The organism is Streptococcus oricebi, from assembly GCF_017883985.1.
In the GTDB taxonomy this organism is placed as follows: Bacteria; Bacillota; Bacilli; order Lactobacillales; family Streptococcaceae; genus Streptococcus; species Streptococcus oricebi.
In genome coordinates this window covers 39,236-61,903 of the sequence record NZ_PRDG01000001.1, presented here as the reverse complement: position 1 = coordinate 61,903, position 22,668 = coordinate 39,236, and the positions used below count along the sequence as shown (strand labels likewise).

19 protein-coding genes and 3 pseudogenes are annotated in these 22,668 nt (G+C 45.1%); 19 read left to right on the top strand and 3 right to left on the bottom strand.

Going from position 1 to position 22,668, the window contains the following annotated elements; genetic code table 11:
• The first annotated feature begins 111 nt into the window (after positions 1-111).
• The 15 genes and pseudogenes from C4K46_RS00305 to trmD all read left to right on the top strand — a co-directional run bounded on the left by C4K46_RS00305 (position 112) and on the right by trmD (position 12,293).
• Positions 112-855 carry an ABC transporter ATP-binding protein gene (locus C4K46_RS00305; RefSeq protein ID WP_209626246.1) on the top strand — a complete coding sequence of 248 codons (744 nt, stop codon included), beginning with the start codon at positions 112-114 and terminating at the stop codon, positions 853-855.
• A complete protein-coding gene (locus C4K46_RS00300; protein ID WP_209626244.1) occupies positions 845-2,464 on the top strand; it encodes a hypothetical protein in 1,620 nt (539 codons plus the stop codon). Before C4K46_RS00305 ends, C4K46_RS00300 begins: the two co-directional genes overlap by 11 nt.
• A 157-nt stretch (positions 2,465-2,621) precedes the next feature.
• Positions 2,622-3,434, top strand: coding sequence for a transporter substrate-binding domain-containing protein (locus tag C4K46_RS00295; RefSeq protein ID WP_209626242.1), 813 nt, complete (start codon positions 2,622-2,624; stop codon positions 3,432-3,434).
• A gap of 210 nt (positions 3,435-3,644) precedes the next feature.
• Complete coding sequence (gene hemW, locus C4K46_RS00290) at positions 3,645-4,778, top strand: radical SAM family heme chaperone HemW (protein ID WP_209627083.1); 1,134 nt, start codon at positions 3,645-3,647, stop codon at positions 4,776-4,778.
• Positions 4,779-4,781: 3 nt separating this feature from the next.
• Positions 4,782-5,516 (top strand): acyl-ACP thioesterase domain-containing protein, encoded by a 735-nt coding sequence (locus tag C4K46_RS00285; RefSeq protein ID WP_209626240.1) that lies wholly within the window; start codon positions 4,782-4,784, stop codon positions 5,514-5,516.
• A gap of 9 nt (positions 5,517-5,525) precedes the next feature.
• Positions 5,526-6,296, top strand: a complete 771-nt coding sequence (locus tag C4K46_RS00280; protein ID WP_209626238.1) for a TIGR01457 family HAD-type hydrolase — start codon at positions 5,526-5,528, stop codon at positions 6,294-6,296.
• Positions 6,289-6,912 (top strand): TIGR01906 family membrane protein, encoded by a 624-nt coding sequence (locus C4K46_RS00275; RefSeq protein WP_209626236.1) that lies wholly within the window; start codon positions 6,289-6,291, stop codon positions 6,910-6,912. The genes C4K46_RS00280 and C4K46_RS00275 overlap by 8 nt, the downstream gene beginning before the upstream one ends.
• A 76-nt stretch (positions 6,913-6,988) precedes the next feature.
• A complete protein-coding gene (locus tag C4K46_RS00270) occupies positions 6,989-7,939 on the top strand; it encodes a CPBP family intramembrane glutamic endopeptidase (RefSeq protein WP_209626234.1) in 951 nt (316 codons plus the stop codon).
• A gap of 343 nt (positions 7,940-8,282) precedes the next feature.
• The gene (gene ndk, locus C4K46_RS00265) at positions 8,283-8,705 is read left to right on the top strand and encodes a nucleoside-diphosphate kinase (RefSeq protein ID WP_209627081.1); all 423 of its coding nucleotides are present in this window, start codon (positions 8,283-8,285) and stop codon (positions 8,703-8,705) included.
• A gap of 117 nt (positions 8,706-8,822) precedes the next feature.
• Entirely contained in the window at positions 8,823-9,095 is a 273-nt protein-coding gene (gene rpsP / locus C4K46_RS00260; protein ID WP_209626232.1) for a 30S ribosomal protein S16, read from the top strand.
• 14 nt (positions 9,096-9,109) lie between these two features.
• The gene (gene kphA, locus C4K46_RS00255) at positions 9,110-9,349 is read left to right on the top strand and encodes an RNA-binding protein KphA (RefSeq protein ID WP_209626230.1); all 240 of its coding nucleotides are present in this window, start codon (positions 9,110-9,112) and stop codon (positions 9,347-9,349) included.
• A 162-nt stretch (positions 9,350-9,511) separates the two neighbouring features.
• Positions 9,512-10,060: a putative immunity protein gene (locus tag C4K46_RS00250; RefSeq protein ID WP_209626228.1), complete on the top strand. Its 549-nt coding sequence runs from the start codon at positions 9,512-9,514 to the stop codon at positions 10,058-10,060.
• A gap of 15 nt (positions 10,061-10,075) precedes the next feature.
• Positions 10,076-10,875 (top strand): annotated as a pseudogene (locus C4K46_RS00245) (alpha/beta fold hydrolase).
• 193 nt (positions 10,876-11,068) lie between these two features.
• A complete protein-coding gene (gene rimM / locus C4K46_RS00240) occupies positions 11,069-11,587 on the top strand; it encodes a ribosome maturation factor RimM (RefSeq protein WP_209626226.1) in 519 nt (172 codons plus the stop codon).
• Positions 11,577-12,293: a tRNA (guanosine(37)-N1)-methyltransferase TrmD gene (gene trmD, locus C4K46_RS00235; protein WP_209626224.1), complete on the top strand. Its 717-nt coding sequence runs from the start codon at positions 11,577-11,579 to the stop codon at positions 12,291-12,293. Before rimM ends, trmD begins: the two co-directional genes overlap by 11 nt.
• Before the next feature lie 130 nt (positions 12,294-12,423).
• Here trmD and C4K46_RS00230 read toward each other — a convergent pair whose 3' ends face one another.
• Together C4K46_RS00230 and arcD are read right to left on the bottom strand one after the other, a co-directional pair.
• Complete coding sequence (locus C4K46_RS00230) at positions 12,424-13,542, bottom strand: aminotransferase (RefSeq protein WP_209626222.1); 1,119 nt, start codon at positions 13,540-13,542, stop codon at positions 12,424-12,426.
• A gap of 98 nt (positions 13,543-13,640) precedes the next feature.
• Positions 13,641-15,050: an arginine-ornithine antiporter gene (arcD, locus tag C4K46_RS00225; protein WP_209626220.1), complete on the bottom strand. Its 1,410-nt coding sequence runs from the start codon at positions 15,048-15,050 to the stop codon at positions 13,641-13,643.
• Between the two features lie 216 nt (positions 15,051-15,266).
• On the opposite strand from arcD, the gene C4K46_RS00220 reads away from it, so the two are divergent.
• The 4 genes and pseudogenes from C4K46_RS00220 to C4K46_RS00210 all read left to right on the top strand — a co-directional run bounded on the left by C4K46_RS00220 (position 15,267) and on the right by C4K46_RS00210 (position 21,116).
• The gene (locus C4K46_RS00220) at positions 15,267-16,199 is read left to right on the top strand and encodes a metal ABC transporter solute-binding protein, Zn/Mn family (RefSeq protein ID WP_245335108.1); all 933 of its coding nucleotides are present in this window, start codon (positions 15,267-15,269) and stop codon (positions 16,197-16,199) included.
• A 7-nt stretch (positions 16,200-16,206) separates the two neighbouring features.
• Positions 16,207-18,732, top strand: a pseudogene (locus C4K46_RS00215) (pneumococcal-type histidine triad protein); the annotation flags it as partial.
• A gap of 261 nt (positions 18,733-18,993) precedes the next feature.
• Positions 18,994-20,031: a pneumococcal-type histidine triad protein gene (locus C4K46_RS10665; protein WP_420853767.1), complete on the top strand. Its 1,038-nt coding sequence runs from the start codon at positions 18,994-18,996 to the stop codon at positions 20,029-20,031.
• A gap of 191 nt (positions 20,032-20,222) precedes the next feature.
• Positions 20,223-21,116 (top strand): annotated as a pseudogene (locus tag C4K46_RS00210) (glycosyltransferase family 2 protein).
• 120 nt (positions 21,117-21,236) lie between these two features.
• Here C4K46_RS00210 and pepT read toward each other — a convergent pair.
• Positions 21,237-22,463 carry a peptidase T gene (pepT, locus tag C4K46_RS00205; protein WP_209626217.1) on the bottom strand — a complete coding sequence of 409 codons (1,227 nt, stop codon included), beginning with the start codon at positions 22,461-22,463 and terminating at the stop codon, positions 21,237-21,239.
• Positions 22,464-22,668 lie beyond the last annotated feature (205 nt).

Genomic DNA, 22,668 nt, shown 5'->3' with positions numbered 1-22,668 from the left:
TAGCCTTTTACTTTCTGCTTTATCTCTTGTGAAAAAAATATTATAATAAGGTAAATGATTTTCAGGTTTTGGGAGAGAAAGTCAAATCAACTGAAGCAGATGGAGGTAGTCATGATTGAATTTAAAGATGTAAGCAAGGTATACGAGGGAAAAGTAGCGCTGAGCGGGCTTAATCTGGCTATTGAAAGTGGCCAGATTGTGGGCTTGATTGGGCATAATGGGGCTGGCAAGTCCACGACCATTAAGTCCTTAGTCAGCGTTATCAATCCTTCTCAAGGGCAAATCTTTGTGGACGGTAAGGAATTAGCCAGCAACCGTCTTGAAATCAAGCAAAAGATTGGCTATGTGGCAGACTCGCCGGATCTCTTTTTGCGCCTGACGGCCAATGAATTTTGGCAGTTGGTGGCGACTTCCTATGATATGCAGGAGGAGGTCTTTGAGGAAGGGCTGACTCGTTTACTGGACTTGTTTGACTTTGCGGCCCACCGCCACGAGGTGATTGAGTCTTTCTCTCATGGAATGCGCCAGAAGGTTTTTGTTATCGGGGCCCTCTTGTCGGATCCAGATATTTGGGTCTTGGACGAACCCTTGACTGGTCTGGATCCCCAGGCTGCTTTTGATTTGAAAAAGATGATGCGGGAGCATGCTGATAAGGGCAATACTGTTGTCTTTTCAACCCATGTCCTTGAAGTAGCCGAGCAGATTTGTGACCGAATCGCTATTTTGAAAAAGGGGAGCCTCCTTTTTTATGGGACCATTGAGGAACTAAAAGGGCAACATCCTGAAAAGTCCCTAGAGTCTATCTATCTCGATTTGGCTGGACGGAAAGAAGAGGTGGAAGCCTATGCGCCTTAGAGCAGTAAAATCTTTGGTTGAAATCAATCTTATCTATACGGCGACCTCTTCTAATCTCAGCACGTATCGCAAGAAAAAGCAGACCAATATTGCTAAGACCCTTTTAAGAAACTACCTACTTATCGGGGTTCTTTATGCTATTATCTTTGGAGCTCAGGCCTGGTCTGTTTCACTCGTTGACAATCCGGGGCGCTTTAGTAATTTTGTCGGTATATTTTATCTCTATATCTTTGCCCAAGGTTTTTTAGCCTTCTATAATGTTTTCTATGAGAGCAAGGACCTCCAAGCCTACCGTCCTTATGCCTTTACAGAAGGGGAGATTATGGTTGGCAAGGGATTTTCAGTCCTTTTGACGACCTTGATGGGAATTTTTCCTATTATCGTCTATCTGGCTGTTCTGCACATTCAGGCTGGACAGGCGATTTGGCTAGCCCTGCCTAGTCTTCTTTTATCTATCTTGGTCATCTTTTCTGCTATGACCTTGCTGATTTTGGTGGGGGTGCATTTTATCACCAAGACAGCCCTCTTTCGGCGCTATAAAAAGCTGGCCTCCAATCTTCTCTTGGGCCTAGCAACCTTGGTAGCCATTGGTGCTATTATCCTAGTCAATATGCAAAATAGCTCCAGTATGAGAAATCTTAGTCAAGATCAGGCCAGTTATTTCTCTCCCCTCCTTGCCTTTCATAACTTTGCTCTGAATCCTTTTTCTAGTTCAGCCCTTTTGGGCATGGGGGCTTGGATTTTATTTACCCTCTTGCTCTTGGGCTTGGTACGTTATAAGGTTTTACCAGAGTTTTATGAGGCAGCCCTGACTACAAGTACCAGTCAGTCTAAGCAAAAGCGGATGCGCTCATTGAAGCTTGACGGACTTAAGAACTTTCCGCGATTTGTCTGGCGTTACCAGCTCAATCTGATTGGCGAAGGCTCAGTCTTTCTCCAGTCCATTTTCCTATCCTCAATCTTACCTTACTTTTTCCTCCTACCTTTGGCTGGTTTTGTCTTTAATAATCCTAAGCTCCTAATCCAGTTTGCGACCTTAAGGTATGCCTTTCCCTTTATCTTATTAAGTGTCTTTATTGCCAGTCTCAATGCTGGTGGGGCCAATCTAACGGCGATTGGGATTTCTCTGGAAAGGGAAAATTATGACTATCTCAAGGTCCTGCCTTTTGATATGCGCCGCTATCTCAATTTGAAGTTTTGGGATTTATTTATCCTCCAATCCATTTTACCGGCTATTTTATTTCTGGGTTTTTGCCTTCTCCTAGGTCTGCCCTTGCTTCTGACCTTGGTCATGCTAGTTAGCTGGGGCTTGACCTGTATCTTCTCCAGTGCCTGGGGTTATGCTCGAGACAAGCGACTTTTGACCAATAATTGGACCAATATTACGGAATTATTGAATAGGGATAATAATGCCCTCAAGGGGCTCTTGGCCCTTTTGGGGCTTCTTGTCTCCCTGGTTTTGATTGTTCTCAGTGCGGTTCTGGTTTATAATAGTCCGGCCTTCCTGGGCTATCTTTTAGCAGGTGTCAGTCTTTTAATTTTACTTATCCTGACCTATATTATTAGCCGCTCTTGTCTCAAGAAGGTTCATCTAGACCTTGGAGATTAAATATTTAATAAAGAGTCTTTTAAAAGCTGGGCCTTGTCCCGGCTTTTTTAAGTGAGTAAAAAGATTATTTATTAAGAAAATGATAAAAAATACATAAATACTTGACATTTTTTTAAATAGAAGGTATGATTATTCATAATTTAGAGGAGGTGGCCCCATGAAGTTAAAAACGATTGTCCTATCTAGCCTAGCCCTTATCCTGTCCTTAAGCCTCTTTGCCTGTGCTTCAAAAAAGGAGGGGGCCTCTGTCTTAGAGAATATTAAGAGCCGGGGAAAATTGGTTGTCGCGACCTGTCCCAATTATGCTCCTTTTGAATTTCAGACCCTAGTTGATGGAAAAAATAAGGTGGTCGGAGCAGATATCGAGCTAGCCCAAGCCATCGCTGATGAAATAGGGGTGGACTTGGAGTTGTCCTCTATGAGTTTTGATAATGTCCTCTCCAGTCTTCAATCGGGGCGGTCAGATCTGGCCTTGGCCAGTCTTTCGGTAACCGAGGAGCGTCAAAAGGTCTTTGACTTTTCTGAGCCCTATTATGAAACGCAAAATAGTATTCTCATCAAGCAAAAGGAGCAAGAAAATTACCATCAATTCAGTGATTTTGCAGGAAAGAAGATTGCTGTCCTAAAGGGGAGCATCCAGGAGGGGCTAGCTAAGCAGCAACTCAAAGAAGCCCAAGTCACTCCCCTGCCAGCCACTGGTGAGGCTGTAAATGAGCTCAAGGCCGGTAAGGTCGATGCGGTCTATATGGAGGGGCCGGTGGCTGCTGGCTTTGTGGCTCAAAATAAGGATTTGGCCCAGGCCCAAGTTCAACTCCCTGCTAGTGACGGTGCTTCCCTGGCTATTGCCCTAAAAAAGGAGGAGCAAGACCTAAAAGCAGTGGTCGACAAGGTCGTCCGTCGAGTGAAGGCCAAGGGAGACTACGATAAGTACATCCAAAAGTCAATCCAGCTAACCGCTGTCTCTGAATAGGAGTTCTCAATCGCAACTCTTGGACCTGAAGGTCTAGGAGTTTTTTATAGCCAGCCTTTTCAGAAAGAATAGCTAGTAGGCCGCCATCTTTTGAATACGAAAGTCTTGACCAATTTAGATTTAGAGGGCTGGTTTTTTAATCATGTTAAATATGCCAGAAATTCCCATAGTTTGGGAATTGATTTACTTAAAATGTGTTATAATAACTACATGCACAAAAAACCAACCTCTGCCTATGTTCACATCCCCTTTTGTACCCAGATTTGCTATTACTGTGATTTTTCCAAGGTCTTTATCAGAAATCAACCGGTAGACCTTTATTTGGAGCACTTGATTGCTGAATACCAATCCTATAATATTAAGAAGCTACGGACCCTATATATTGGTGGAGGGACACCGACTGCCCTATCAGCGGCCCAGTTGGAATTTTTATTAAGAGAATTAACCAAAACCCTGGATTTGTCCAGCCTAGAGGAATTAACCATTGAAGCCAATCCCGGAGATTTAGACCCTGATAAGATTGCTGTCTTAAAGGATTCGGCGGTCAATCGGGTCTCGCTGGGCGTGCAGACTTTTGATAACCGTATGCTCAAGCAGATTGGGCGGGGCCATAGTGAGCAGGACATCTATGATAATATCGCTGCCTTAAAGTTGGCTGGTTTTGATAATATTTCAATCGACCTGATTTATGCCCTCCCCAAGCAGACCATGGATAATGTAAGAGAAAATGTTGCCAAGGCGATTTCTCTAGATATTCCCCACATGAGCCTGTATAGCCTGATTTTGGAAAACCATACGGTCTTTATGAATCGCATGCGCAGGGGAAAACTTCCCTTGCCCAAGGAGGACTTGGAAGCGGAGATGTTTGAGTATATCATTGCTGCCCTGGAGCAGGCTGGCTTTGAACACTATGAGATTTCCAATTTTTCCAAGCCAGGCTTTGAAAGTCGCCACAATCTCATGTACTGGGACAATGCCGAATACTTTGGTCTAGGGGCGGGAGCTTCGGGCTACCTTGATGGGGTTCGCTATAAAAACCATGGACCGATTCGCCACTATATGGAAGCAGTCGAAAGGGGTCAGGCGCGTGTCCAAGAGGAGGTCCTCAGCCAGGCTGAAAAGATGGAGGAGGAGATGTTTTTAGGCCTTAGGAAAAAGACGGGTGTCTCTATCCAGGACTTTGAAGCCAAGTTTGGCCAGTCCTTCCAGGCCCTCTATGGCCAGGTGGTTGCAGACTTGATTGAGCAAGGGCTCTTGGTAGATGATCCAGATTTTATACGAATGACTAAGAGAGGTCTCTTTTTAGGAGATACTGTTGCTGAGAAATTTATCTTAAAGGAGTAGAAGATGGCTTTAACCTATCAGACTAAGATGACCGTTCCTTTTGATATGAGCGATATCAATGGTTTTATTAAAATTCCCCAGTTGCTCTTGCTCTCCCTGCAAGTTTCTGGTCTCCAATCAGCCGAGCTGGGCAATAGCGACAAGAGCATGCTCGAGCAGTATAACCTGGCCTGGATTGTGACCGATTATGACATCAAGATTGAGCGACTCCCTCTTTTTGATGAGGAAATCACGATTGAAACCGAGGCCCTGTCCCATAACCGCCTATTTTGCTATCGGTCCATTCGGATTTTTGATGCTCAGGGGCAGCTTATCGTTGATATGCTGGCAAGTTTTGTCATGTTTGACCGCAAGGAGCGCAAGGTTCATCCCGTCTTAGAGGAGATTGTGGCTGTTTACCAGTCAGAAAAGAGCAAGAAGATTATGCGTGGCCCACGCTATCAGGCCTTGCAAAATCCCCAGATTCAGGACTATCTAGTCCGCTTTTATGATCTGGATATGAATGGCCATGTAAATAATAGCAAGTACCTGGACTGGATTTTGGAGGCCATGGGTTCGGAATTTCTGGAGGACCATATTCCTGAACGTATCCAACTCAAGTATGTCAAGGAAGTGCAAGCCGGGGGCTTGATTGAGTCCAAATTAGAGGTCCAAGGCCTGCAGAGTAGCCATGAGATTAGCTCAAATGGCCAAATCAATGCTCAGGCCCTGGTAAGCTGGAAGCAGATAAAAAGGTAAGGAGAAAAGATGACCTATAAGGGATATTTAATTGATTTAGACGGAACGATTTATAAGGGCAAGGAGCGGATTCCTGCTGGTGAGGCCTTTGTCCATGACCTACAAAAGCGGGGCCTACCCTATCTTTTTGTTACTAATAATACGACCAGGACACCGCAAATGGTCCAGACCATGCTAAGAGAGCAGTTTAATATTGACACGCCAGAGGAGACCATTTATACAGCTAGTCTGGCTACCATTGACTATATGAAGGATATGAATCGAGGCCAGACAGCCTATGTGATTGGTGAGACTGGTCTGAAAACAGCTATTTATGAAGCAGGCTACCAAGAGGATAAGGAAAATCCAGCCTATGTGGTAGTGGGGTTGGATACGGACTTGACCTATGATAAGCTAGCCTTAGCAACCCTGGCTATTCAAAAGGGGGCTCTCTTTATCGGGACCAATCCTGACCTAAATATTCCGACCGAGCGCGGTCTTTTACCGGGAGCAGGCTCCTTGGTTGCCCTTTTAGAAGCAGCCACCCGAGTCAATCCAGTCTATATCGGCAAGCCCAATGCGGTTATTATGAATAAGGCCTTGGAGCGGCTAGGAACCAATCGCCGGGAGACCTTAATGGTCGGAGACAACTATTCTACAGATATTCGGGCAGGGATTGATAATGATTTACCAACTCTCTTAGTAACAACAGGCTTTACCAAGGCAGAAGAAGTAGCTAGCCTGCCAGTTCAGCCCGACCATGTTTTAGCCAGTTTAGCGGAGTGGGACTTTGATGCGTAATCGACTTATTTTTTCAACAAGCATTCTCTGGCTTTTGGCCACAGCAATTCTCTTGACCATTTATCTGGCCTGGTTGCTCTATCCTTGGGAGATTTCCCATTTACAGTTAGCTGATCAACTCCCTCTGGCTCCTGGTCGTATCCAGCATAATTTCAATATTTTGCTGGACTACCTAACCAATCCTTTTAGCCAGCGATTGGCCATGCCAGACTTCCCCTCCTCACCTGCGGGTCTCCACCATTTTGCAGCGGTCAAGGGGCTCTTTCACCTAGCCCAGCTAGTCTTTGTCCTTACCCTGCCTAGTCTTTATTTTAGCTATCGGGAGATTATCAAAAAGGGCTTTTTACCCTTTTACCAAAGATCTATTCTAGCCCTGATGGCCCTGCCTTTTGCCCTGGCCCTAGTAGGCTTTTTCATCGGTTTTAACCAATTTTTTACCCTCTTTCACCAACTGCTCTTTGTTGGTGATTCCACCTGGCTCTTTGACCCTGCACGAGATCCGGTGATTTTGATTTTACCAGAGGAATTTTTCCTCCATGCCTTCTTACTCTTTTTTGCCCTCTATCAAGGTCTCTTGGCCCTGCTTTATTTCAAGAGTCGCAAGAAAGTCAGCTAGTCCCTCTTGGTCTCACTAGTCCCCTTTCCCTAGAAATGAAAAAAGGAACTAGTCTTTTATCGGATAAGGAGTATCTATGAATACTGAATATGCCAAAATGATTAAGAAAGATGTTTCTTGGTTTGCTGGGATGTGTATGATTTACGCAGTAGTAAGCATTGTTATCGTCATTCTTTATGCCCTTTTTGCCATCATGCTTGCTGTCTCTGAAAATATGGATAATGCCAGCAAGATTACTGAAACAGCTATTAGGATTATTGGTCAACGAATGGGCTTGGTCTATCTAATAGCCGCCCCAATCGGAGTCTTGCTTTTTAGTATTTATCGAAAAGGAGCCCTCTTTAAGTCGGACATCCGCCACAAGGGACAGAAGATGACTCTTCCAGCCCTAGGCTTTTTTATTCTCTGTCTCTTTTTGAGCCAACTGGTCTTTTATATCGTCAATAGTTGGTTGGCTGATTACTTGACTCTTTTGGGTATTCCTATCAAGGACTCCATGTCTTCGATATCAGGCCCTACGACATGGGAGCTCTTTATTTATGTGAACCTTGCTGCGCCCATTTCAGAAGAGCTCATCTTTCGAGGGGCTGGTCTGAGAGCCCTTGAGAAATATGGCAAGGTCTTTGCCATTCTGATGTCCTCTCTTTTCTTTGGTTTCTTTCATGGCAATCTCAACCAGATTCCCTTTGCTATTTTTATCGGTCTCTTTTTAGGCTATGTAGCCTTGGAATATTCGATATTTTGGTCCATCTTTCTCCATATCTTTAATAATCTAGTTATCGGAGACGGCCTAACTTATCTCTATTCTCATCTGACTAGCCAGCAGGTGAACTGGATACACCCGATTCTGCTCTTGCTTTTGGCTGGTCCAGCCCTCTTTATCCTCTATAAGAAACGCCAGCAAATCTCTAATTACCTTCAAGCCAATAAAGTCTATCCAGGAACCTTTGGTCAGGCCTTTCGGGCTCCTGTGTTTTGGATTTTTATCATCCTTGAAATTATCAATGCTCTGATTATTTTATCCTGATTTTGGCAGGTAAAAAAGCAAGACAGAAATCAAGCTTAACCATTTTTTAGAAATTCTTATAAATTTATGGGGGATTGGTCTTTTCAGCTTTAGAAATGAGTTCTGTCCCCTTCCCTTTGCTTGCTTTTGTCTCTATTGGGCCTATAAATAGGCTCATTTTTATTTGGGAAAATTTGTTTTTCCTGATTTTCAAAGGGCAACTTTGATTGAATTTTATGCTACAATAGAAGGAGACAAAATCAAAGGGAGTTGGAGTAGCTTTGCTGGTTGAGCCAGTCTGGTTTATTTCGCCTTATTTGAATAAGATTATCAGAGTTTGGAGGTGCTAGAAATGGCAGCTAAAATGGAAAAAACTTTTTTTATAATTAAGCCTGATGGTGTCAAGCGAGGCTTAGTCGGTCAAGTATTGCAGCGTATTGAGCAGCGCGGCTTTCAGTTGGAAAAGCTAGAATTGCGACCGGCTCCTAGCAGCGAATTAGTTGACCAGCATTATGAAGCGCTGGTAGACAAGGCTTTTTATCCCCTTATTCGGGACTTTATGACCAGCGGCCCAATCGTGGTTGGTGTCATTTCTGGTCCTCAAGTGATTAGCTGCTGGCGAAAGATGATGGGAGCAACGCGTCCAGAAGAAGCCCTGCCAGGAACTATCCGTGGTGATTTTGCCCAGGCTCCACAAGGTGATGAGACCATTCAGAATATCGTGCATGGCTCTGATTCGCCTGAGTCCGCAGCGCGCGAAATTGCTCTTTGGTTTGGGGAAAAATAAAAAAGGGATCTGTCAAGTTTTTTTCTTGACAGCTCTTATAGGCTATGGTATGATAGATAGGAAAGTGAGTAGCTAGACTACTTACAAAATAAAAAAGAGAAAAGAGACTATTGAAAAATGGCAGTAAAAATCCGTTTAACTCGTATGGGTTCTAAGAAAAAACCTTTCTACCGTATCAACGTTGCAGACTCACGTTCACCACGTGACGGACGTTTCATCGAAACAGTTGGTACCTACAACCCACTTGTAGCTGAAAACCAAGTAACCTTGAAAGAAGACCGTATCCTTGAATGGTTGGCTAATGGTGCACAACCATCTGACACTGTTCGTAACATTCTTTCAAAAGCTGGAATCATGAAGAAATTCCACGATTCGAAATACTCTAAATAAAGATAGGTTGAAATATGGACACGATTGAAAATCTGATTATTGCAATAGTGAAACCTTTGATTTCACAGCCAGATGCCTTGACTATCAAGATTGAAGATACACCTGAATTTTTGGAATATCATCTAGATCTTGATGCAAATGATGTTGGACGTGTAATTGGTCGTAAAGGTCGCACCATTTCTGCGATAAGAACGATTGTTTACTCGGTCCCAACTGAATACAAAAAAGTTCGCATCGTTATTGATGAGAAATAAGAAGAACGGGACCAGTGTGTCCTGTTTTTTCTATGCCCCTTAACGAAACAAGCCGTTAGGCGCAGTTGAATTTAGGGGAATTGATGCAGTTCGAGTCTATGTGAGAACTATCTACCTTATTTTTTTAATGAAATAAGCGAGAAGCGTGGAAACGGAGGAAATATGAAGTCAGAAGATTATGCTTGGAATTCCCGTGAACGAGAGTGTTATGAGAATGGACAAGTGAGTCTACCTAGTCCTTACAAGCTAAATATTCTTGATGACGGGCAGAAAAGATTGGAACTGGAGCAAATCTTGGTCCAGCTTCCTCAGAAGCAGCTTGCCCAATGGGCAATGGAACATGCCACTCGCTTTATAGCTCTGATAGATATTGGTGGCAATCTTAAAAAACAGCAAATCTTGACTCAAGTTCAGGAAGTGTTTGAGGGACGACTTGCTGAGAAAGTTGCTGCCTATGAGCTGAGGCAGGCTGGTTTCTTAGCTCAGAAGTTATCTCAGCAAGCCAAATCACCAGTCAGTAAGTATGCCGCGCGTGTCTTTGCCCAAGCGGTCGCAACAGCCCACATGCGAGGTCACGCCATTGTTTCGGCGGATTATGCTGTCAAAGTAATAAATCTGCAGAGTCCAGATGATATGCAAGCAGTTATCAGCGAAAGAAAGCAACAGATAGAATTGGCCACAGAATGGCTGAAAAGTATAAATGAAATGTAGTACGGAGGCAATAGGATGGACCATATCGAAAGAACTGATGGTGAGATATTCTATCGGATAGAAGGACGAGGTCACAAAGAAACGCTCGTGCTCCTGCATGGTCTGAGTGCTGACTCGGGCATGTTTCAGCCTCAGATAGATTTTTTTAAGGTGCGCTATCAGGTTATTGCGCCTGATTTACGAGGAAATGGACAATCAAGCTCACTAACTTGTCAGGCGGATCAGGTGCTAGTATACAGGCAGCAGATGTGCTGGCGATTTTGGAAAAAGAAGGCGTCAGCCAAGCCATAATCGGAGGGACTTCCTATGGCGGTATCTTAACCATGAACCTCATGACTCAAAATCCGCAAATCTTTAAGGGAGCTTTCTTGTGTGATACTTTTTGTGCGACGGATTTGTCACCGATGATGAATGCTCTGGCTCAACTTACGGCTCCTTTGGTGAAATACTCATGGTTTATGAAGCTATCAACTTTGCCGATTTATAAACGCTGGCCTTTAGCTCGATCCTATTTTGTTGATTTATTCGATCGGATACGACCTGAGGAGTCTGTTTTGCAGCGCAGGGCAATTGAAGCCATTGATTATCGTGCTGCCTTGGATAAGTGCAAGATTCCTACACTTTTGCTGGCAGGAGATTTTTCAGGGAAATTAGTCCAAATGATGAAAACGACTAAAGAACACCTTAGTCATGCTCAAGATCTTGTCATTTCTGATTCGTTTGATCCATCGAATCTATGCCAACCAGCTAAGTTCAATGCTCTGGTGGAGGAATTTGCTAAACAGGTTTTCGAAGAGGACGCTGAACACCGCTAATCCTCTCGAACGTAAGCAACCTCTACGATGCCATTTTCGTTTTCGTCTTCAAGAATCTCAAGAGTCTGGTCTTGAACCAATTATTTTAGTTGTATTTTTATAAAAATATAAGTGTAATAAAGTTTTATCTCCCTTGTACATTCCCCTATATCATGATAAAATACTAGGCAGAGTATAATATGTTGGAGTTGAGATGAATTATTTAAATGTTGGAAAAATCGTTAATACCCAAGGCCTGCAAGGAGAGATGCGGGTTCTTTCGGTGACGGATTTTGCAGAAGAGCGTTTCAAAAAAGGCAGTCAATTAGCGCTTTTTGACAAAAAAGATCAATTTGTTATGAATGTGGAGATTGCTAGCCACCGCAAGATGAAGAACTTTGACATTATCAAGTTCAAGGACCACTATCATATCAACGATATTGAAAAATATCGTGACCACAGTTTGAAAGTGGCAGTAGAGGACTTGTCTGATTTAGCTGAGGGCGAGTTTTACTACCACGAAATTATCGGACTTGAGGTTTATGAAAATGATGTCCTTTTGGGGACGATTAAGGAAATTCTCCAGCCTGGGGCCAATGATGTCTGGGTGGTCAAGCGTAAGGGCAAGCGCGATTTGCTCCTGCCTTATATCCCGCCTGTTGTCTTGCAGGTTGATGTGGCTAAGAAGCGTGTTGATGTAGAGATTCCCGAGGGGCTTGACGATGAAAATTGATATTTTGACCCTCTTTCCAGAAATGTTTGCTCCCCTAGAGCACTCGATTGTCGGCAAGGCTCGCGACAAGGGCCTTTTAGAAATCAGCTACCACAATTTCCGCGACCATGCTGAAAAAGCTCGGCATGTCGATGATGAGCCCTATGGTGGTGGTCAGGGCATGCTTTTAAGAGCCCAGCCCATCTTTGATTGTATGGAGCAAATTGAGCAGAAAAATCCTCGGGTTATCCTCCTAGATCCTGCTGGTCGAACCTTTAATCAAACCTATGCGGAAGAGCTGGCCCAGGAAGAGCAACTTATCTTTATCTGCGGTCATTATGAGGGCTATGATGAGCGGATAAAGAGCCTGGTTACAGACGAGGTTTCCTTGGGCGATTATGTATTGACCGGAGGCGAGCTAGCGGCTATGACCATGATAGATGCGACAGTGCGTTTGATTCCGGAGGTCATTGGTAAGGAGGCTAGTCATACAGATGATAGTTTCTCTTCTGGACTTTTGGAATATCCCCAGTACACGCGCCCCTATGATTTTCGGGGCATGCAGGTACCAGAGGTTTTAATGAGCGGTCACCATGAAAAAATTCGTCAATGGCGACTCTATCAAAGTTTGAAAAAAACCTACCAGCGTAGGCCAGACCTGCTAGTAGGCTATCCCTTGACAGTAGAAGAAAGTCAGATGTTAGAGCAAATCGAAAAAGAGAGCTAGACCCAGGTCAGCTCTTTTTTCTTTGTAGTTAATATGAAAATCAAAAGGAAGAAGGAAAGGCGTCACAGCCCTTAGTGGAGTGGAGCTAGATGAGATGAGACCATGCCCTTTTGATTTTTGAAGAATAGGATTAGTCAAACTGTCTGAGGAAGTCTGAGAGGGCAGCCAGTCCCTTTTCCAAGGTCTGGGTCGGAGCACAATAGCCTAGGCGGGCATGCTGGGGCAAATCAAAACGATTACCAGGAACCAGCAAAACTCCCTTTTCCTTGAGGAGACGAATGCAGAAAGCCTCTATCTCTTCTGGAATATCTAGGCGGATAAAGGAAGTAGATACATGCCTTGGATAGACTAGGGAAACTCGGGGCTCTTTTTGAACCCAGTCCTTGAGGATAGCTAGATTGCGGTCAACAATCTCTCTGTTTCGTGCTAGGACGGCCTCTCTATTGGCTAGGACATAGCTAGCAACAAAGTCATCAAAGACACCTGCACAAATCATGGTATAGTCACGGTATTTGCGAAAGAGCTGGCTGACTTCTGGATTTGCGACCACCCAGCCAACTCGTACACCTGGTACAGAGTAGGTCTTGGACAAGCTGTTGGTGGAGATGCCCTTTTCATATAAGTCCACAATAGCTGGAATTTCTAGGCCTTCTTCTAGGGGGCAGTAGACCTCATCTGATAGGATATAGGCCCCAACCTCACGCGCAATGGCGACTAATTCTTCCAGAAAGTTCCTGTCCATGACCGCTCCGGTTGGGTTATGGGCATTGTTGATACAAATCATCTTAGTATCGGCTCGAACCAGGCCTCGTAGCTCTTCTAGCGAGGGGAGCCAATTATTTTCTTCTCGAATCTGCCAGAGGGAGACCTGGGCCCCTAGTGAGCGGGGAATATCGTAGAGTTGTTGATAGCTAGGATAGACTGAGATGATGTGGTCTCCTGGCTCTACTAGGGCATAGAGGGCCAAATGGTTGGCTCCAGTCGCCCCATTGGTCTGGAGAATTTGCTCCAAGTTGACATTTTGGTAGAGCTGAGCTACCTCTTGCTTAAAGTCGGGTGAGCCCTCAATCCAGCCATAGTTCATCTTCTTTTGAGCTAGGATTTGAAAAAATTCTGCCTGGGATAGGGGGCCAAGCTCGATAATTTCTTCCAAGGTCAAAGAGGCAATGGTGCTTCCTGCAATATCATAAATCGCATCATTTTCCCAAACGTTTAACCATTCCTCGACACCGAATGCTTGAATATCCATAGTTTCCTCCTTCTGTGCTTCATATACTAAATTAGTAACGTATAGTGTATTTCCTTAATCGGTTTCTTCTTGCTTGAGCCAAATCTCTAGACTTGGGTCTAGACTGAGATTTGTCCGCTAAAGAGGCGATAGAGGGCGACTAGGGCTCCAGCTACTACTAGAATTAAGAGAATGAGTTCTCCACGAGCAAAGATTTTTTGGACCTTTTTGGCTCTGCGAGCTCGAATATAAAGGACAATCCCTAAGAGGTAGACAATCAGACAGAGCAGAAAGTAATCAATTCCTGAAGCCCAGATGGCCCAGAGATAAAAGATAGAGCCCACAAGTCCGATTAGACTTTGTCTGACTTCCTTGGCCTTGAAGGATAGCTTGGTTTGATAAAGGGTGACGTAGAGCCAAGAGACAAAGATAGCGGCTGTACAGAGGGAATAAGCAAATTTATAGGCCTGGTCGGTAAAGAGCAGGGTAAACATAAAGGCATTGGTCAAAATAGTCATAAAGACCAAGGAGAAGGTTGGAGCTCCCTTGGCGTTTAGTTGACCAAATTTTTCGGGTAAGAGCTGCCGTTTGGCCATAACCAGAGTGGTTTCTGCTGGCAACATGGTCCAAGATAGCCAACTACCAAAAATCGAGATAATTAAGGCTAGGTTTACTAAGATTGGGAACCAGTCTCCGACATTTTTAGCTAGAACATAGCCCATGGCAGGACTGTGGAGTTGGGCTACCTGCTCTTGACTCATAATGCCGTAGGGTAGGATAGAGGCCGCAATATAAATAACTAAGAGGCCGATTAGGCCTAGGACGGTAGACTTGCCGACAATGGACTTGCTTTGGGCCCGGTCTGACATCATCGCAGCCCCTTCGATACCGACAAAGACCCACATAATAACCATCATCGAATTTTGAACTTGTGTCATAAGGCTAGTCCACTCGAAACCGCCAGACTGGGTTCCCCAGAAGTTTTGAACAAAGGTTGACCAATCAAAGAAGAGGAGGGCCAAGATGATGTAGAGGGCCAAGGGGAGGAGTTTGCAGAGGGTGATAATAGTATTGAGGACAGCAGCACTTTCTACTCCACGGTTGACCAAGTAAAAGAGAAACCAAAGAACAAAGGAAGCGACTAAGATTGATAAGAGATTATTTCCATCGCCAAAGGCTGGGATAAAGCGTCCCAAGGTTTTCATCATCATGGTAGCAAAGGCTACATTTCCTAGCCAAGCTGACAACCAATAGCCCCAACCACTGATAAAACCACTAAAGGGACCGAAGCCATCTTCGGCATAGTTAACAATTCCACTCAGTTCAGGCTTTTTATTGATAATATTGACAATGGACAAGCAGAGCATTAAAACTCCAATCCCAGCAATCAGCCAGGCTACTAAGGCTGAGCCCGGTGCAGCAGCGGCAGCCATATCGGTGGGAATGGCGAAAATTCCACTACCGATTGATGAGCTAATAATGAGGGCAGTGAGGGCGATGAGCCCTAGTTTTCGATGTTTAGTTGACATATTTTCACCTCCGCCTTCATTGTAACATAAGTCTTTAGGAAAACCAACAGCTTCTTGGTAGCGCTCGCAACAGCTTGTTTTCTAGTCTGAGCTAGGAAAATCTATCTTTCTTCTATTTTTTAGGAAATTGCTGGAAAAGCCTTGACACTGGTTAGAAATAGGAGTATTATGTTAACTAGTTAATAAACTGGTTAATAACCGGTTGAGGAGAAAATGATGAAAATCAAGAAAAATTGTCTTTTTTTATGTCTTTTGACCCTTGTCCTTGCCCTAGCGGCCTGTGGTAAGTCTCAGGCCAAGCAGGAAGAAGAGGGAGAGGGCTTGAAGATTGTGACCAGCTTTTATCCCATCTATGCCATGGTCAAGGAAGTTTCTGGCGACCTCAATGATGTCCGAATGATTCAGTCGGGGGAGGGAATTCACTCCTTTGAACCCTCGGCCAATGATGTGGCTGCCATTCATGATGCAGATGTCTTTGTCTATCATTCTCGGACCTTGGAGTCTTGGGCAGTCAACATTGATTCAAATTTAAAGGACTCTAAGGTCCAAGTGGTTGAAGCCACTGAAGGCATGCAGCTAGAGCGGGTAGAAGGCCTGGAAGATATGGAAGTCGGGGAAGGAGTAGATGAAAAGACCCTCTATGATCCCCATACCTGGCTGGATCCAATCAGGATGGCTGAGGAGGCTAAAATCATTGCCAATAAACTGTCGGAAGTCGATCGGGAGCATCGGGAAATCTATCAGGAAAATGCCAAGAGATTGGCAAAGGAAGCCCAGGACTTGGTTGGTAAATACCAGCCTATTTTTCAAGAAGCTCCGCAAAAGACCTTTGTCACCCAGCATACTGCCTTTTCCTACCTAGCCAAGCGCTTCGGTCTGAAACAGCTAGGAATTGCTGGAATTTCACCGGAGCAAGAGCCCAGTCCAAGGCAGCTGACCGAGATTGAAGACTTTGTCAAGAAGTATCAGATTCAAACCATTTTTGTGGAAAGCAATGCTTCGTCCAAGGTGGCAGATACAGTGGCCCAGGCGACAGGAGTTCGGCTCAAGACCCTCAATCCCTTGGAGGAGGACCCGGAAAACAATCAGACCTATCTAGAAAATTTGACTAAAAACTTAGAAAACTTAGCTAGGGAGCTAAAGAAGTGAGGACGCTATGAAAAAACAATATATTATCGGTTCGGTGGCTATTTTGGCCCTCAGTCTCTGTGCCTATGAGTTGAGTCGGCACCAAGAGAGTTCCAATAAGCGTAATAATCGTGTAGCCTATATTGCAGGAAAGAAGGATAAGAAAGCGACTAAAAAAGAAGAGGAGCTTAGTCCGGATCAAGTCAGTGCCAAGGAAGGAATCAATGCTGAGCAAATCGTTATCAAGATAACAGACCAGGGCTATGTCACCTCGCATGGCGATCACTACCATTACTATAATGGCAAGGTTCCTTATGATGCCATTATCAGCGAGGATCTGGTTATGCGGGATCCCAATTACCAGCTTAAGCAGGAAGATATCATCAATCAAGTCAAGGATGGCTACATCATCAAGGTTGACGGTCGTTATTATCTCTATATCAAGGAAGGACAGAAAACTAGCAATGTCCGGACCAAGGAAGAAATTGCTAGGCAGAGACAGGAAAGTATAGCAGGGAGAGGTGGTCACAAGGCGCCAGTTACAGCTGCGGTCCAAGCAGCCCGAGCCCAAGGTCGCTATACGACTGATGATGGCTATATCTTTAATCCTAGTGATGTTATCGAAGACACGGGAGATGGTTTTGTCGTCCCTCATGGCAACCATACTCACTGGATTCCCAAGTCTGCCCTTTCACCTAGCGAATTAGCTGCGGCCCAAGACTATTGGAATCGCCTCAATCAAGGTCAGCAAAATCCCCAGCCTCATTATCGGCCTAGCCAACCCCAAGCTCATGCAGGATTTATAGGCTCCAACCCGGGAAGCCAAAGTCATCAAGGCAATCAAGGATTTGGTCAGCCGTCCTTGCCAAGTCCCCAACTGCCTCCTCAGCTCGTTCCGGGTTCCCAACCCCAACTACCTAATCAGTCCCCAAATCAGTCCTTGGATGGCCTTTTGCAGAAGCTTTATAGTCTGCCTTTAAGCCAGCGCTATGTGGAAGAGGACGGATTGGTTTTTGACCCACTCCAAATCAAATCCCGCTCTAAAAATGGGGTTGCCGTTCCTCATGGCGACCACTACCACTATATTCCTTTTGCCAAAATGTCGGATTTGGAAAGGGAGATTGCCCAGAAGATTCCAATTGGCTATAAGCCTGGCAATCTTCTTGCCCAACCCAAGCTACCGCCAATCACTCCACCCAAACCAGAAAATCCTAAGGCAGAGGACGATCATGGCTTTAAGGCTGAAAATGTTGTCGGCAAGGACGACCAGGGCTACATGGTCCAGCATGGTGGACATGCCCATTATTTCTTTAAAAAGGACCTGACTGCCGAGCAGATTCGAGCAGCTGAGGAGACACTAGCTAAGGGCAAGAAAGAGGAGTCTGCCAGTCCTTTAACCGGGCTTGATAGCTTCTCTAAGGACGCCAGTGACCAAGAAAAAATCAACTATATCTCTAAGACCTATGGTGTACCCTTGGAGGCGGTTCGGATTTCAGGTGACTATTTTGTCTTTAACAATCCGGATCAGGCCTATGACCCGACCCATGTTCACCCTTATGCAGTCCGCAAGGAGAGGGTCCGCCTGCCTCTAGTGACTGGCAATCCTGAACTGGACTTTTATAATGAGCTTTATACAACCGCCTTGCGTTCGGGTCTGGCCCCTTATGATATTCAGGTTGAAAAGGGGCAGTTTGTCATCCCGCATGGAGACCATAACCATTATATTCGCATTCAGACCAAGGGCTTTGAAGAAGCCTTGAAGCATAAGTTGCCAAGTCTCCAGTCCAGCTATCAGGCTGGCCCTTATCAGGAGGAGCAGGTTCTCTCCAAGGTCGAGCAACTTTTAGCCGCTAGTCGGGCTCTCTATGCTCATGACTTGGTTATGCAGAGACGGATTGAACTTGCTCTGGGGCAATTTGTCCAAGGAATCAAAAATCTAGCTAGCAACTCAACTGCAGGTTACTTGGCTAGCCTAGAGCAATTTGACAAGCAGTATATCCATATTGATAAGCAGGCCAAGCCTTCAGAAATGACCGAGTTGGACAAGAAATATCAAGCCCTGGTTGAACGCCTCAATCGCCTGGCTACGGAAAATTACGGCCTGTCTAAGGCGGACTTTCTCAGTCAACTACAGGCAGCCAAACTGGAGAAAAATCAAGAGAAAATGGAGGAGCTCTCTCAGCTTTTAACGGCCATTCAGGACTTCCATGACCGGCCGGGAATTACAGCGGTAGACTACCTCAAATTCTTCTATCAAGCAGTAGATGATGACCGGCTCCCCAAGGAATTGGCTGATAAGCTGGCTGAGCTAGCTATCAAACTCTATAAATCCCAGGCCAAGATTGAGGCCATCAATCTAGAAGGTCTCTTTTTGGAAATCTATCAGAGCAAGCTAGCAGCTCAAAAACTCTTGGTTGGTCCCAAGTCTCAAAAGACTAAGCAAACCCTGCTAGATAGCCAACAAATCAATGGTCATAGCTATAAGACCAATATTTATCAGTTTCTAGCAGGTATCTATGGAGCAGATTTTGCTCCAAAACCAAAGGAGGAAAGACAAAATAGCGACTTAAGCCAGACCTTTGAGCAGATTGAGAAAATTTTAGACAGTCTAGATGAAAGCCAGCAGAAGCAAGGCTTGGCAAGAACTCTAGCAGACTTGAAGGACAGCTGGAGCAAGGGACTAGCTAGCCAGGAAGAACTCCTAGCTTCCGCCAAGGAATTGCTGGCCAAGGTTAGTCGGGCCAAGGTGGAGGAAGATGAGGGAAAGGCCCAAATCGAGCATTCGGAATTTTATGCCAAACTCTATCCCCTCCTCATGTCTGCCCGCCAAGTTCTGGAAAATCAAGATGCAGATGACAGCTTGTTTGAGGCGCTAGACGCCTTACTGGATCGCCTGGCCGATCCTAAGAGCAAGCGCAGCCAACTTTGGTCAGATGCTCAAAATCTTATCAATCAAATCCAACACCCAGAGCGCAAGGGTCTACCAAATTCTCAAATCGCTTATAGTCCTGAGGAGTTGGCTGCCGCTAAGGCCGCAGGCAAGTACACCACATCTGATGGCTATATCTTTGATGTAAAGGATATTGAAAAAGATGAAGGAGATGCCTATGTGGCTAGCCATTTGGGCCACAGTCATTGGATTCCTAAGGCTGACCTATCCCAAGAGGAGAGGGCAGCAGCCGAGGCTTATTGTAAGGAGCAGGACTTGACAGCTAAGAAGCCAGCCGAGCAAGCAGGAAGAGAAGGAGAACGCTCGGCCCAAACAGGTAAGAGCCAGGCCCTCTATGAAAGCCTACCAGGAGCTAAGCGTATTCCTCTTGAGCAGCTCCCTTATAATTTAGCCTATGTAGTTGACTACCGAGATGGCCAGTTCATTATCCCCCACCAAGATCATTACCATAATCTAGCTTTAGCCTGGTTTGATCAAGGACTCTATCAGGCGCCAGTTGGTTATAGTCTGGAAGACCTATTTGCAACGGTTAAATACTATATTGAGCACCCAGCTGAACGGCCAAGTTCAAATGACGGTTGGGGTAGGGACAGCCAGCATGGTCAAGGAAGGATGGAAGAGCCTAAGGAAGATAGTCAAGCAAATCAAGCCCCAGCAGAGGAAGGAGAAAAGGAGGCTGATAAAGTAGAAGAAGATAATTATGATAAGGAGCAGGAAGCCTTGGCTCAAGCCTATGGTCTGACCCTAAAAGACTTCCAGACCCGCTTAACCACTCTGGCCCTCCGCTATGGCGTCAGTCTAGAGTCTATCAGTTATCAAGCAGAGTCCAAGACGATTAGCTTGCAGAACAGCCAACAAGAGATTAAAACCATCAATCTCCTTAGTATGGAGGAGGTCTCTTAGATGAACAATCAAAAGCCCTATCTAGCTAGTAGATTAGGGCTTTTGGACTTGTTTTTTAGAAAAAATCAGCTATACTAGATATAGTAAAAAGAAAAAGGAGTGTTGGCTAAGAAAGATGAAAGACTTTATTGCTGGAACCTGAAAGCAGGTCTCCCGCTTAAGCTTTTGACTTTCCTCTAGCCTGGCTGAAAATGAGTCAAGAAGAAAAAGTAACGATTATTATCCCGGTCTATAATGTCCAGACCTATCTGGCCGAATGTGTCAATAGTGCCCGTAAGCAGACCTATGAAAATTTAGAAATTATTTTGGTCAATGATGGCTCAACCGACCAGTCGGGCTAAATCTGCCAGCAATTAGCCACCGAAGATTCCAGAATCAAGGTCTACCACCAGGAAAATCAAGGTCTGTCTGCTGCTAGAAATCATGGGATAGAAAAGGCGACCGGGAACTATCTGGTCTTTCTGGACTCGGATGACTGGCTCTATGAGCAGCATGTCGAAAAGCTCTACTCCAAATTACAGGAATATGAGGCAGATGTCGCTGTGGCCCACCATGTCTCTTTTCGGGGTTCGGACGCAACCTTTTTATTCTACACCAAAGAATACTTTGAAAAAGTCTACACCAGGCAGGAAATGCTAGCGGCCTATCCCAAGCAGAGAATGCTGGATGGCTCTTTCTTGACTGCCTGGGGCAAGCTCTATAAGCGCAGTTTATTCGACAAGGTCAGGTATCCAGTTGGTCGCTCTGCCGAAGATAGCTTCACTACCTATAAGCTATATATGCAGGCCCAAAAAATTATCTACCTCAATGAACCCCTTTATTATTACCGCCTCCGCGCAGGTAGCATCTCCCATGTATGGAATGAAAAGTGGTTTTCAGACCTTTTGGCAGGCTATGAGGAACAGCTAGCCCTAACAGCCACGGCTGGTTATGACCTGACTCCCTATATCGAATATTATCCCTTCCTCCTGTCCTATTGCAGGGATAGCGCCGCCTCGCAAGGCCTAGAAAATACCGAAATTTACCGCCAAATCGAAGAAAAATTAGCCCTAGTAAGGCTAAATGAGAAAAACCGAGACCAGTAAGTAGCCAAGCCCCAGCTAGTTTTCCTTGCTAGCTGGGGGAGTGGAACAAAGACTGATCTCGGTTTTTCTTGGATTTTACCCAAGTCTTTTCTCGGGGATTTTAGATTGGTTGGTTCAAGTCTAGGCTTGCTGGTCAGTGACAATAGCGATAAGGGTATCGACCGCTTTTTCCATGGTCTCTAGACTGACGTATTCAAAGCGGCCATGCATGTTTTCCCCGCCTGCAAAGAGATTAGGGGTTGGAAGACCCATAAAGGAAATTTTAGAGCCGTCTGTTCCGCCCCGAATGGGTTCAATAATGGGCTTGATAGCCAGGGCCTCCATAGCTCTTTTAGCTAAGTGTATAGGGGTCATATCCTGCTCGATAACCTGCCGCATATTGTAGTACTGGTCCTTCAAGTCCACAAAGACTCTCTCTTGGTCCAGTTCTGCGTTCATCTTTTGGGCAAGATCCAAGATTAGCTCTTTTCTCTTTTCAAAGTCGCTAGAGTCAAAATCGCGAATAATGTAGCTGGACTTAGCTTCCTCCACGCTTCCCTCTAGTTTTAAAAGATGGTAGAAGCCCTGGTAGCCCTCGGTTAGCTCTGGCCGATCTTCTTGAGGAAGCTCTTGGTGGAAGTCCACAGCTAGTTGCAGGGCATTGACCATTTGGCCCTTGGCTGTTCCGGGGTGGACATTGCGGCCCTGGAAATGAAGTTCAGCGCTAGCAGCACTAAAGGTTTCATATTGGAGCTCGCCCAGCGGCCCCCCATCAACCGTATAGGCGAAGTCTACGTTGAAGTCTTCTACATCAAATTTGTCAGCACCAATCCCGATTTCCTCATCTGGTCCAAAGCCGACCCGAATTTCACAGTGGGGAATTTGGGAATTGCTAGCCAGATATTCTACAGCTGTCATAATCTCAGCAATACCAGACTTATCATCGGCCCCCAAGAGGGTGGTCCCGTCTGTGGTAATCAAGGTCTGGCCTAGGTAGTTGGCTAGATTGGGGAAGTCTTGGCTATTGAGTTCATAGCCAGAGTTTCCCAGCGGAATAGCCTGACCGTCATAGTTTTTAATGACCTGAGGTTGCACGCCCTCTGCATTAAAGTCAGCCGTATCCATGTGGGAGATAAAACCGATTTTATGTTTGAAAACTCCACCTCGGGCTGGCAGGGTTCCCACAATAAAGCCATTATCCAGGCAGTGGACGTCCTTGAGGCCAATTCTTTCCATTTCTGGTTGCAGAACCTTTAGGGCAAAGTCAACCTGGCTTTGGGTGCTGGGGGTCGTTTGAGAAGTTTCATCAGAACGAGTATTAACCTTGACATAGGTCAAAAACCGCTCCAAGAGTTGAGGGTATTTCATGATTTCTCCTTGTCTACTAGTTTATAGTCCCAGTATAGCATATTCAGGGCGGGACAACAATGACCTGCAAATAAGAGAAGCAGAACAGTTCTTGACCTTTAAGATATCTGCCTAGATTTGACGAAAAATCAGAAAATTCTGTCTTTCTAATAAACTTTGGCTTATCAAACTTTTTTGCCCAAATCATAGCTTTTTAGTATCATTT